The organism is Methylobacter luteus IMV-B-3098, from assembly GCF_000427625.1.
Classification (GTDB): domain Bacteria; phylum Pseudomonadota; class Gammaproteobacteria; order Methylococcales; family Methylomonadaceae; genus Methylobacter; species Methylobacter luteus.
In genome coordinates this window covers 1,656,592-1,668,675 of sequence record NZ_KE386569.1, presented here as the reverse complement: position 1 = coordinate 1,668,675, position 12,084 = coordinate 1,656,592, and the positions used below count along the sequence as shown (strand labels likewise).

The following is a 12,084-nucleotide window of genomic DNA, read 5'->3' as shown; positions in this document are numbered from 1 at the left end:
TTTTAACTGCCAATTCATGCATTATTTCGGGCTATGTGAGCCGCGCTAAAAGAATGAACTGCGCTACTTGCGAAAGCCCGGAGTCAACTCCTTGCTGCCTGTCGTATTAATTGATTGAGGGTCTGCTCTATACCAGTCAGCAGACTCTCAGTTTCCCCAGCTAATTTATACTTTTCATATGGATCCCAACTACATGCCATGATATCTGGATCTGTTTCACCCGATTTTAGGATGATAGGCTGTTAGCGATCTTGCCTAATACTATAGACTTGTTGCAGAAATGACTCGAAAGACTGAAGATATAGGGAAACCATATAATTACTAGTTAGGCGCCATGAATTCGACTCAAATCACCTGTCCCAACTGTGGAGCGTCGATTGCCTTTTCCGATCGACGCAGCGTCGTCCGAGAAAAAGCGTACGGGCTCAGACTGTCATCTGGTACCGTGAGGCTTTGTCCTGGCTGCGGAACACGGCTCTGGACGCCTATCTCGAAGCTAGCCATCAGTCTCATGGGAGGGTTCTTTGCTTTACTGGTAGCGCATGTGGTCGTAACAAACCACATTACGAAAGAACATGCTGAAACTTGGGGCTACATATGGTTTGCGGTAACGTCCATCTATTTCATCGGCATGTGGCTAAGTATTTCCAAGATTGAATGCTCGCGACACTGGTCCGCCGTCAGTCCTAAGAGCGAGCGACGAATGAGGATGCACAGCTTGATCAGTGAGGTAGTCAGATGGGCGCTAGCAATCGCCGCGCTTTTTACATTGGTGCGTGGTTTTATGTAGTGCATAACGAATAAGGTTAGATTGTGTGAGCAAAGCGAACCACAATCTAACCTTATTCGTTAAGTTGCTGCCAAGGTAGTGACCATTCTCTTAATCGACAGGCAAAAATCAACCCTTTATAGTCCTTCCGTCCTGTTTTAGGTGATACTCAGCACAGCTGGCAGGTAGCTGCCAGTAAAGCAGGACATGCACCTGCGGGCTACGAATAATTCGACCCCAACATTTAGATGTTCACCGGTTTGGTTTCGAGCCCACGGGTGCGCTTGGGATCACTAACGAATACTCAGGGCTTGCCGCGGCATCGGCTCACCTATATTGCTTTCGCAGATCTCAGGCAGGCATGTTTCTCTTGGTTAATCGACCCCGCCGGAGATCAGGTATGAATAGCCTTAACAAGCCATCGTTTACAGCTTTTGTCGGTATTGACTGGGCCGACAGAAAGCATGACGTTTGCCTTCAAGCGGCAGACAGCCCGAAGCGGGAGTTTTCAGTGATTCCCCATCAAGTTGAATCGATCAACGATTGGGCGCAAGCCTTAATTCAACGGTTTGGCTCACCTATTGCGGTCGCCGTGGAACTGTCGAAAGGTCCGATTGTATATGCACTGCAGAAATTTGATAGCTTTGTCATTTATCCGATCAATCCTGGAACGCTGGCCAAGTATCGGGAAGCCTTTACGCCGAGCAGGGCAAAGGATGATCCGACGGATGCGGAATTCGCTGTGGATCTACTGTTACGTCATCCCGAGCGTTTTAAACCCCTTCAGCCTCAAAGCCTGGAAATGCGAGCCTTGTCATCCCTGGTTGAGCAAAGAAGGAGTTTGGTTAACGATAAAATCCGTCTCACCAACCGTCTGCGTTCGGCCTTAAAGCAGTATTATCCGCAAGTCCTGGACTGGTTTGATCATATTGATACCCCGTTATTCTGTGCTTTCATTCGCCAATGGCCAACGCTGGCCCAAGTCAAACGGGCCCGAAAAAATACGCTGGCCACCTTTTTTCATCAACATAACATGCGTTTTCCTCAGGTGTTGGAAGAGCGGCTGGCAGCGATCAAAACTGCAACGCCGTTAACTTTAGATGAGGCTATTATCATTCCCTATCGCCTACAGGCACAGGTATTGATCGAACAGTTAAGCGTTACTCTGGAAGGGATTAAACAATTTGACCAGGCCATTGAGCAAATCGCCTGTCAGCATCCTGATTATGCCTTGTTTAGCGCATTGCCAGGCGCAGGTTCATCGCTCGCGCCGAGGCTATTGGTGGCGTTTGGCGAGCAGCGAGATCGATACCCGAGTGCGGCAGATTTACAAAAATATGCGGGCGTTGCGCCAGTAACGGAGCGCAGTGGTAAGAAACATTGGGTGCATTGGCGGTGGGAGTGCCCGACCTTTCTTCGACAAACCTTCACCGAGTGGGCGGCACAGACCATTAATAAATCATTCTGGGCGGGCCAATATTACCGACAGCAGCGCGCAAAGGGCTCAACCTATCAAGCCGCTGTGCGTTCCCTGGCGTTTAAATGGATACGTATCCTCTACCGGTGCTGGCAGACCGGTAAGCCCTATGATGAATCCACTTACCTCAAAGCGCTGGAACAACGGGGCTCCTCGTTGCTAAAACCAGGCGGCGAAATCAGTGAAAAAGCTTGACGGACTAACTCAGGGCGTGAACCGGTCATTCGGGTGTTTATTCCGAATTGTGATAAATGACCAATGTCAGCGGTTCACTTTGGCTGGTCCGTTGAATAGTCGGGTTATAACAGACCGTTTTGGATTATGCTCGCCACCGCGCCGTTGCCATAAAATTTAACTGTGGAGCGTCCGATACGAGAGTGGCCCGCTCCCCCCGGTGAGATAGTTTCCATGGAACCCGAAGGGAATAGGGTGCGGCACCTCCGCACGAGCCAGTTCCTCGTAGCTGGATGCCGACAGGATCAATAAGAAAGAAGCTTCCTTCATAGCATCCAGGACAACCGAAAGGATGACTCCCTCATCTTCTTTCGACGCATCAGGAGCGGCCACAAACACAGGCTCCCCCGGATAGCAGCCGTTTTGATGCCAGGATGCCGTCTTCCGTCCTTCGAGGTCCAGTTTCACCAGTCTGTCGTTGAAGTTGCCGGGGATTTCGGTACCTACGCCGTAAATATAGCGGTAAGGATGTCCGGCGTGGTTTCGGTAGTCGATACGGGGAAAATCCAAAGGGGTCTCGGAAAGCGTCTCGCTCGTGACATTCTTCCCGCCGCTCATGTCAATGCGGAAACGCGTCAGCTTCCCCAGTGCCGTCAGCGGCTGGTGGCCCGACCTAAGGCGGTCGAGGTAGAGCAGGTCGATGATGCCGGCGTCGGGATAGGTCACGATGTCCACCACGACCTCGCCGTTTTCTTCGAAGGCATTAGCATGGTGAAAGCCGAAGTAGGGTGAAGACCGGACCGACTTCATCAGGCGCCCCGACTCTTTGTCGATGATGTGAAAATGAATGCCGCGCTCAGGCTCCCATTCGTAATTCCGGATGAAGGGCTGCCCGCTGAAACGCAGCTTGAGCGGATTTACCACCAGCGGGAACTCGGTGAGAACGAGGTAGCGCTCCGTCATCCCGAACGAGTGCATATAAGCCGGTTTCCGCACCGGGATGGAGGCTACCCGCGCTCGTCGCCCGGTATCGGCTGCCATGCTGTAGAGGTGATACCGGCTCTGCCGGCCGAACTCCAGCAGGTAGCCATAGTGGCGCATCCGCTGAAAGTCGAAGTGCAGGTGGGCGGTCGAAATATGCCCGACGAGGTCGTCCTGATAGGCATAGGCGCCGAGCGTCTCCAGCGTTTCCGGATCGAACCGGTAAGGCTGCGGGCTTTCGGTGAGAGCCACGATCTCGTCCCCGAATTTGTTGATGCAGACGCTGCAGTTATCGGTGAATTTCGGAAAGAAGAAGTCGGCGACGCGCTGAAGAGGCGTGCGCACGGGACAGGTCGAAAACTCGCGCCGGCCGATCTTCCCGAATTCCATGGCCTCCCGGTAGGATCGGCTATGAAGGAAGCGGTTGGCGTATGAAACGCGGCCGCCGGAGAACGCGAATCGGTGAAGCATGGCGAGGCCATCAAACCAGTGATTATATCCCTGCTGGCCTACCTCGAACTTGGCCGGGCCGTTTCGGAAAAGAGTGCCCTGAAGCCACGTGGGGACGGTCCCGTGGACGGGTAAATCATCGATGCTAGCCTCGGCTTCAAGCGTGGTGAATCCTAGCCGGTAAGGTGACTGCTTCATGATCTGCCCTCCTGGAACAGCAAGTGATTGCGCCGGAACCCGATTGCCCGGCTCCGTGCGCGACAAAAATTTTATCGGGTCTTGGCGGTCAGGATCAGATGTGCGACTTGCGCCGGTTCATCCATCTGGACGTAGTGACGGGCAGTTGACAGCAAGAACAGATCCGATGTGGGAAAGACATTATGGAAGTCCTGTGCGAGTTCGGCATTCAAATAAGGATCGCTCGCCCCGAAGATGATCCGCACGGGGCCATCGAAAGCGGCAAGTTCTGGGGCTCTTTTCGTGTTGGCCTGTATCGAATTTCCCAGGTCGTGATTAAGCTCGACAAACGCCGGAATGGTGCTCGGTTTTTGGGCGAACTGCGTATAGAGCCGTGGCAGGAATCGCTCTCGCACCCCATCGTCGCGAAAAAAGGAGCCTACCTGCCAGAAATACAACCACCGAAACATTTGCGGATCATTGGCAATCGCCTGGCTCAGGCGCTTGAAACTCCAAGGGCTGGTCGGCGGCACGACGGGCGCGGTTCGCAATTCGAGCAGGTCGCCGAATATCGCGATCGCTTCAGGCGCCGAGAGGGAAGGCGCCAGGTGGTAGAAGGTATTGAGGAGGACCAGGCCGCCGGTCTCCTGGTTGTGGTCGAGCGCCCAGTTGATCGCGGCCGGTCCGGAGGCATCATGAGCCACCAGAAGCGGTTGTTGTAACGCAAGTTGCTGAATAACGGCATCGAGTTGCGCTTTTTGATCGTCGAACGTATAACTGTAGCCTTTGGGTTTGTCCGAACGTCCCCAGCCGAGGAAATCAAACAAGACGAAGTGTCGGCCGCACAGATAGGGCACTATGCGGTCGTAAAGGTGAAGGTTGTCGGGAAAGCCATGCATCAGAACAACGGGCGGTTCTGTGCCGGCGTACTCGCGGACATACAATCCGTTCGTTCCATGCTGGATCCGATGTTCAGCGAACTCCTGAGAACAGCCACCAAGCGCGCCCAGTGGCGGCGACACCTGGGCCTCAATCGACGTAGTGTCGGAATGAGCGGTAAGTGTCATAGAAAATAAAAACAGGAAAACCAAAATCGTGGCGAGGCTTCGAATGCGCATGGGAGTATCTCCTGTTGAGTTACAGTTTGACTTCGTCAAAACCTATATCCTCCATATTCAATCCTTTAATAGCCATAAAATGGTGATTAAAAATCAATCAAAATAAATTTATTAGTAGCATGTCATGTAGGCTGGAAGACCCTGCCTTCTGGAAATCATGACTCTGAGGGCTACTTCGGAGTGTTTGGTCTGATGATTGGAGCTTTACTGAAAGAAATTGACCGGCTGTTGGTCGGGACTGTATGTATTTTGAATAGCGGTAACGCCAGTCTCAGCCGGGAAAAGTGAGGTCGGCCGGCCGGAGCGCCTTGTTATAGGTTGCTGAACGCAACATGATACTTGATGGTGCCTGTTGCACCGACGAGATAACCCGGCTGCAATTCCATGACCATGAACACATCCTCCGGCACTTCGTATTCGCAGTCAATATCAAAGCGCGTGGAAGGCAAGAAGCCGAACCGAGAGTAATATTCCGGGTGTCCGAGAACAACGACGGCGCCGAATCCGAGTTTTCCGCACGCTTCAAGACCGGCGCGCACGAGCGCAGAACCTGTGCCTTTTCGCTGATGCGCTGGTGATACCGCCATTGGCGCGAGGCCCATGATTTTCAGTTCGGGATGTCCTGAGAGCGCAACGGGCGAAAACAAGATGTGTCCCACAATTGCCCCTCCATCATCCGCAACCAGAGAAATCACTGGGTGTGCCTGTTCGCGTAGCGCGTCAACGAGGCCGGCTTCCGCCGCTGATTCAAAGGCCGCCTTATTCACCGCCTGTATGCTTGCCGCATCTTTCTTATTTTCGTGTCGAATCTGCATGAAGCATCCCTTATGTATAATGTTGGGGCGGGGTCGGTCTTGGGTTGCTTCAATTCCTTTTAGAAAGGACTATCCGATCTCAATATCAAAGCCACATGTTTTGTCGCCCAATCCGCCAATGCAGGTAACTTCCCGTGCGCGCGCACTGCGACCAGTAATGGTTTGGACTGCGCCGGCAATTAATCCGCCCTCGAAATGACAAATTGGACGCCCGACCGCTTCGAGGCCGCTACAGGTGACGCATTCATAGACATCAACATGAACTTTCGTTTCTGTGGCGACAGGCACTTCAATGATGCCAATATTGAGATCCTTACACAATTGAAGAAAATCTTCCAATTTAGTCAGTCCCAATGATACTCCGAGTTTTTTCCCTGCCAGGTAAGCGGCTCCTGATGCGCCCCTGCCGATGATGTCTTCCAGCGCTACAAGCCTCAATAAACGATACAAAGCCACTCCGGCGTTATTTCCCAGTGTCGGGCGTACAACATTAAGGGCATTTTCAACATCAATATTTTTATGCGGTTTTATAACACGCTCTTCAGTTGCCATGTTTAAATTCCTGTTCTTATTATCAATAGATTCCACAATGCTCAGTCTTTCTTCTATAAAAAGAAACCGGAAACTGTTGCGGATAATGAATAAAGCTTGTCATGATTGTGCCGCTTATCGACTTATAGAACGTATTTTATTTCTTGCACTGTTCTCTGTATTTCCAGAAAAATCAGTCCAAGTTTGGCCTGCTTAGCCGCGAGGACAAGTAATAAAGCCTGATCGCCGATTGCGTTGAGCATTACATAACCATTAGGGGAGCGAACATAAACCTGATCCAAATCCGAGTTCATCAGTTCGGACGAGATTCTTTCTCCAACGCCTAACATTGTAGAACTTATCCCGCCAATTAGGTCTTCATCAATCTTATGGTTTAAGGCAGAGGCAGTAATCATTCCCTCGATATTAATCACGGCGCAACCGAGGATTTCTGGATTATCTCTGCAGAATTTTTTTAAATAAAAATTTATCTGTTCGATCATTATCATGATTGAGCCCCTGTTATTGTTATTATTTTCATAATTATCGGACTCCTGCCTTGGAAGAGTATGTGCGTGAGCCATAAATGCATACGCTTCAGCGATTATTGTTTTTTGCTCACTGGATTTCTATAGGTACTATTACTGATAACCTGGAGTTTGAGTCCTTAAAGCCGCTGCACAGCTGATCCGTGGAAATATTCTCTGACTCAAGGCTCGTTTATTAAGGCATTGAAGAAATTGGGCAGCGCTGTTCCGCCCATCCATATATCTACAACCCGATCATCCGGTTTTGGCCGGCTATAATTGTTTAAAGCCGGCCGAGGTTGTGTACAAACTCATGGTGGAACCCGTCAGAAGTGGTTCTTATTCCACTGAGCAATCAGACAAATGAAGAGATCTCATCTACAGAAAGCACCTTTGCAAAGGCACCATCGATTGCTGCAAGAAATGCAGCTTGAACACCTTGTGCAGACACGGTGACGCTTCCGTAAGACTGCGCTTTGGTTGCGCATGCATCATGTGCGAGGAAGCACTCAAATCCAAGATCGGCCGCCGCTCGAACTGAAGTGTCAATACACATGTGCGTCATCATTCCAACAACCACCAAACGAGTTATGCCAAGTCTTTCCAGATGCTCAAGCAGGGGTGTGTCACGGAACGCATTCGGAAAGTGTTTCGGGATAACTAACTCCCCGGCCCTTGGAGAAACGCAATCGTTAATTTCGACGCCTGGCGTGTCGGGTAGAAAGAACGTTGCACCAGGATGAGTGGCAATGTGCTGAACATGGATGACAGGCAATGACTTTTCACGAAACGCTGCAAGTGCCCGGCTGGCAAGTGTGCCGGCTTCTACAGCGCCAGCCAATTCCATTTCCCCGTCAGGAAAGTAGTCGTTTTGAATGTCGATAATTAATAGTGCGGTATTCATGAGTATCCTTTCTGGTAAATTTGCTGTGTGTAAATATTTGACTGATGTTGTAAGTATAGGCAAAGGGCGCGCCGTTCGCGATTGATGCGCTTCGTTCCTCAGCTCATCCTATGGGCCCTATTGCCGAGAAAATGTTTCATGTTTTTCGTGTTGTCTAATGATGTCTGTAAGCTGCCGCAATGTTATGCCTTGCCCAATAGATTGCATATTTCAGGTGCCGCCTGGTACAGGCAGGAGTAGTGTGACAGGCCGTTAAATATTTTGGCCGAGGTGCAGCCTGGAATCGCTGATTTCAAGTAATCAGCCATAAGCTTCGGCGACCAATTGTCCTCCGCGCCGTGCCAGATGTGTGTGTTGGCTGAGACATCGGGGAGTATGGTTTTCCAGGGATGCACATAAGCTTCAATATCTCTCGCGTAGCCTCGGACGCGATCAACAAAGCACAACCTCAATACCTGGGTGATGCCGGATTGAAATTCACGGTCGGCCGTTAATGCTTTGTCATGGCCGGCGGCGCTGGCAAACAAAAAACGGAAGAGTGCGTCGGGAAAAAACAGGGCGATTAATCTTTGCCAGTAAGACAATAAAATGAACAAGGCAGGAAATGTTTTTGCTAACTTAAAAACCTGTCCGCCGGCCATGGCTTCAAGATAATCTCCAGTCTCCAGCGGCGCGGCTGCGGAAACCAGATGCAGACTTTTGACTCCATCGGTCATGTAACGGCACGTCTGTAGCGCAATAAAGGCGCCGATTGAAAATCCGATGACATCTACTCGTTTCCCTGCGGCTTTCTTTGAAATTTCCCCGGCCAGAAGCTTGTAATACGTTTCACCGCTTACCGAGGAATCGACAGAAAACCGATCAAAACAAATAAACGTCAAACCGTGACTTTTCCCGTCCAGATCGAAAATTTTGCATTCTTGCGGCGCGCCAGGCGCACCATGAAAATAGATTACTATTTGCCCGTCGTCGGCGCCGAACTGGCTGAATTTCAATGATTGCTTCATTATTATATCCCTAGCGTTTCATATAGGCGGCGTCCAGCAGCAGGTGAAGCCAGGTGTTAAACGTCCGCTTGATGGAAGATTCAGGCTGGGCCAGAGTTTGTGGCACCTTGTTATTACGAGACGCCAGCAGTGCTAGACTTCCGGCTCCGTCTTCTCGAAGTAGTGGATTGGACGGATCTCACCCCTAGCCAAACTTCTCGCCCGCACTCACTTGCACGGTTGGATGCAGGGAAGCCAGCCGGACCGTTTCCTCAATGTCCTGCGCTTCTATAAGGAACGCGCTGCCTGTCGTTTCTTTGGTTTCGACAAAAGGGCCGTCGGCAATCCTCAGTTATTCGTTCACGCGTCACAGGCATTTGGCCTCCAAGGCGGGGCCAGCGTCAAGGATTACCCGGTCGCTCTTGTGGAATTCCTCCAAGTAGGGTTGGCATTCACTCATGACAGCATCGATCTCGGCTTTTTGGGGATCTAAGTAATCCAAGCACAGGTATTTCATGATACCACCCTGTGGTTTGTCTGACGAATGCAGTGTTGCTCGGCGGTTAATGGCCTGCCGATGCCCGTCTTGCCCGCCAGCTCCGCATCCACCTGTCTTCCAGCGTCGGCCCTGATTCTTACTCCACAGTGCGCTCCGCTTTCAACGCCATGCTCCGGAGTTTTTCTTGATCGGCAGCGGTCAGGTTGGCTGGCTTGACGTCTATTTCCACTTTCTTCAGTTTGCCGGTGAACGCATTCGGCGAGGCATAGTCCGCACTCACGGGTGATCCCGTGTCTTCGCCGATGTCGAAGGTTTCGTCTGCCGAGAAACGTCCCCAGTTGGTGGTTTCAATGCGATCTTCACCAACTTTTTTGTCGTTGACGAAGAGTGTCGCAGTGCCGCCTTTGCCGACGCCGCCCTCGTCATAGCGAAACTCCATGCGGATAGTAGCCGGCCCTGGCGCTAGCATTTCTGAGCCGGTCACTTTGCTGCGGGTCTGAGAGAAGTAATTATATTCGTAGACAGGCCGGCCATCCTTGATATAAAGGGAAAAGCCGCCGACTACGCCTCCTTCGGCGACCAGAACGCCGTCAGCCCCGCCCTGGGGTACCTCGATGTGTGCCGTTATGACATGCGATGCGTTCTTGGTTGGGGCTGCGGAGCTTTCCGGAATCCGTACACTTCCCGGATAATAGGTGAACCGGGTTCGCCCTTCGATCAAGCTGGGCCGCAAGCTGGGATCGACGCGTTCGACCAGGCGGTCGTCCAGCGGTAGAACCTGAAACTTTTTGGCTTGCACCCAGAACTCGTCCTGCAGCTTTTTGAGCTTGCCGGGATGTTTTGCGGCGAGATTGTCAGCTTCGCTGAAGTCGTGTGTCAGGTCGTAAAGCTCCCATTGATCCTTGTCGAAATCATATGTTCCAGTCGTCCACGGCAGCCGCCCATGGCGAGCGGCGGCGATCCAGTCGTCCTCGTACAGCGCCCGGTTGCCGAACATCTCAAAGTACTGAGTTTTGCGCGTGCTTTTGGCGGTCGGTTGATCGAAGCTGTACAGCATGCTGACGCCTTCAATGGGTTTCTGCTTGACGCCGTTCACCTCCATAGGCGCCGGAAGCTTCGCTGCCTCCAAGATGGTAGGCGCGATGTCGATCACGTGGTGGAACTGTGGGCGAAGCTCCCCTTGTTTCTTGATGCGATCCGGCCAGGCAATCACCATGGGATTGCGTACGCCGCCCAGATGCGAGGCGATCTGCTTGCCCCACTGGAACGGCGTGTTCATAGCCCAGGCCCAGCCTACCGGGTAATGGTTGTAGGCATTGGGTCCGCCGATCTCGTCCAGGTGCTGCAAGATAAAAGCCGAATCCTCCTGTATGCCGCCTAAGGCCGCCATCTCGTTGAAGGAGCCATACAATTGGCCTTCCATGGACGCGCCGTTGTCGCCGATAATCCAGAATACGAGGGTGTTATTCAACTGGCCGACTTGGTCCACGGCATCCAGAACGCGCCCCACTTCGTAATCGGTCTGGGCGGTATAAGCCGCGAACGCTTCCATCAGGCGCGCGGCCACCCGCTTCTGATCCGGTGTCAGCGAGTCGTAAGCCGGTATCTCTCTGGGCCGGGGCGTGAGCTTCGTATCAGGCGGGATAACGCCCAGTTTGAGCTGGCGCTGATAGGCTTCTTCGCGGTACTTGTCCCAGCCTTGATCGAATTGCCCTTTGAACTTGTCCAGCCATTCTTTGGGAACGTGATGCGGCGCATGGGTGGCGCCGGGCGCATAATAGACGAAGAACGGCCGATCGGGCGTGACCGATTTCTGCTGAAAAATGTATTTGATGGCTTCGTCCGCCAGCGAATCGTTGAGCGTGTAGCGGCCTTCCTGGCCTTTCGGGATTTGCATTTCCACCGGCTGATGATCGCGATAAAGGGCCGGAGCCCACTGATTCGCTTCCCCGGCGATAAAGCCATAGAAATGATCGAATCCCTGCAGGCCGGGCCAGCGGTCGTAAGGGCCTGAAACGCTGGTTTCCCAGTCCGGGACATTGTGGTTCTTGCCGAAGAAGGCGGTGCTGTAACCGTTCTGGTGCAGAATCTCCGAAATCATTGCCGTGCTCTTGGGGATCTGGCCGCTATAGCCGGGATAGGCGGTGCCGGTTTCCGTGATCGTGCCGGTGCCGGCCGAATGGTGGTTGCGCCCCGTCAGTAGAGCGGCCCGGGTCGGCGAGCACAGCGCCGTCGTGTGGAAGTTATTGTAGCGCAGACCGCCTTGCGCTATTTTGTCCAGATTGGGCGTGGGAATCTGGCCGCCGAAGGTACTCCATGCGCCGAATCCGACATCATCGATCAGAACGACCAGGACGTTCGGGGCTCCGGCCGGTGCCTTGATAGTCGGAATCTTGTCGGGTTTTGAATCCTTGTAGGTCCGTCCGATCTTGCCCTTGAAAGGCGGTTCGGGTGCCGGTAGCACCGTGCCGTTTGGCGTCTTTGCCCAAGCGATGTCGAACGAAAGCGCCAGCAAAATGAAAACCATGAACAACGGCCCGAGTAATGCGCCCAACTGCTGTTGTTGAAGATTGGTTGTATGCATTGCAATCTCCTATCGTTGCTTGATGCTGCTGTTTCCCTGCGCTTGTTCGGCCGGCGATACGTACTGCTGTTATTTGAGCATCGCCGTTACCC

The 12,084-nt window shown here is 52.5% G+C and carries 10 protein-coding genes; 1 reads left to right on the top strand and 9 read right to left on the bottom strand.

Annotation, left to right across the window (positions count from 1 at the left end):
• Positions 1-1,169 precede the first annotated feature (1,169 nt).
• On the top strand, positions 1,170-2,441 hold the full coding sequence (locus METLU_RS0109610) for an IS110 family RNA-guided transposase (protein WP_027157521.1): 1,272 nt from the start codon (positions 1,170-1,172) through the stop codon (positions 2,439-2,441).
• 156 nt (positions 2,442-2,597) lie between these two features.
• Here METLU_RS0109610 and METLU_RS0109605 read toward each other — a convergent pair whose 3' ends face one another.
• The 9 genes from METLU_RS0109605 to METLU_RS25030 form a co-directional block, all read right to left on the bottom strand.
• Positions 2,598-4,049, bottom strand: a complete 1,452-nt coding sequence (locus tag METLU_RS0109605; RefSeq protein ID WP_027158018.1) for a carotenoid oxygenase family protein — start codon at positions 4,047-4,049, stop codon at positions 2,598-2,600.
• Between the two features lie 71 nt (positions 4,050-4,120).
• Positions 4,121-5,146 carry an alpha/beta fold hydrolase gene (locus tag METLU_RS25035; RefSeq protein ID WP_051299864.1) on the bottom strand — a complete coding sequence of 342 codons (1,026 nt, stop codon included), beginning with the start codon at positions 5,144-5,146 and terminating at the stop codon, positions 4,121-4,123.
• Between the two features lie 311 nt (positions 5,147-5,457).
• Positions 5,458-5,961, bottom strand: coding sequence for a GNAT family N-acetyltransferase (locus METLU_RS0109590; protein WP_027158017.1), 504 nt, complete (start codon positions 5,959-5,961; stop codon positions 5,458-5,460).
• Between the two features lie 69 nt (positions 5,962-6,030).
• Positions 6,031-6,513, bottom strand: coding sequence for a DUF2507 domain-containing protein (locus tag METLU_RS0109585; RefSeq protein ID WP_051299863.1), 483 nt, complete (start codon positions 6,511-6,513; stop codon positions 6,031-6,033).
• A 122-nt stretch (positions 6,514-6,635) separates the two neighbouring features.
• The gene (locus tag METLU_RS0109580) at positions 6,636-7,001 is read right to left on the bottom strand and encodes a roadblock/LC7 domain-containing protein (RefSeq protein WP_036243685.1); all 366 of its coding nucleotides are present in this window, start codon (positions 6,999-7,001) and stop codon (positions 6,636-6,638) included.
• A 373-nt stretch (positions 7,002-7,374) separates the two neighbouring features.
• Positions 7,375-7,923, bottom strand: coding sequence for a cysteine hydrolase family protein (locus METLU_RS0109575; RefSeq protein ID WP_027158014.1), 549 nt, complete (start codon positions 7,921-7,923; stop codon positions 7,375-7,377).
• Positions 7,924-8,105: 182 nt separating this feature from the next.
• Positions 8,106-8,930: an alpha/beta fold hydrolase gene (locus METLU_RS0109570; protein WP_036242987.1), complete on the bottom strand. Its 825-nt coding sequence runs from the start codon at positions 8,928-8,930 to the stop codon at positions 8,106-8,108.
• 184 nt (positions 8,931-9,114) lie between these two features.
• Positions 9,115-9,201 (bottom strand): hypothetical protein, encoded by an 87-nt coding sequence (locus METLU_RS29150; RefSeq protein WP_407939110.1) that lies wholly within the window; start codon positions 9,199-9,201, stop codon positions 9,115-9,117.
• 343 nt (positions 9,202-9,544) lie between these two features.
• Positions 9,545-11,992, bottom strand: a complete 2,448-nt coding sequence (locus METLU_RS25030) for an arylsulfatase (protein ID WP_081679068.1) — start codon at positions 11,990-11,992, stop codon at positions 9,545-9,547.
• Positions 11,993-12,084: the final 92 nt, after the last annotated feature.

Bases quoted from the DNA above. Each gene is read 5' to 3' on its own strand.
- METLU_RS0109580 (WP_036243685.1), bottom strand. From the start codon at position 7,001: ATGATAATGATCGAACAGATAAATTTTTATTTAAAAAAATTCTGCAGA.
- METLU_RS0109590 (WP_027158017.1), bottom strand. From the start codon at position 5,961: ATGCAGATTCGACACGAAAATAAGAAAGATGCGGCAAGCATACAGGCG.
- METLU_RS0109605 (WP_027158018.1), bottom strand. From the start codon at position 4,049: ATGAAGCAGTCACCTTACCGGCTAGGATTCACCACGCTTGAAGCCGAG.
- METLU_RS25035 (WP_051299864.1), bottom strand. From the start codon at position 5,146: ATGCGCATTCGAAGCCTCGCCACGATTTTGGTTTTCCTGTTTTTATTT.
- METLU_RS0109585 (WP_051299863.1), bottom strand. From the start codon at position 6,513: ATGGCAACTGAAGAGCGTGTTATAAAACCGCATAAAAATATTGATGTT.
- METLU_RS0109570 (WP_036242987.1), bottom strand. From the start codon at position 8,930: ATGAAGCAATCATTGAAATTCAGCCAGTTCGGCGCCGACGACGGGCAA.
- METLU_RS0109610 (WP_027157521.1), top strand. From the start codon at position 1,170: ATGAATAGCCTTAACAAGCCATCGTTTACAGCTTTTGTCGGTATTGAC.
- METLU_RS0109575 (WP_027158014.1), bottom strand. From the start codon at position 7,923: ATGAATACCGCACTATTAATTATCGACATTCAAAACGACTACTTTCCT.
- METLU_RS25030 (WP_081679068.1), bottom strand. From the start codon at position 11,992: ATGCATACAACCAATCTTCAACAACAGCAGTTGGGCGCATTACTCGGG.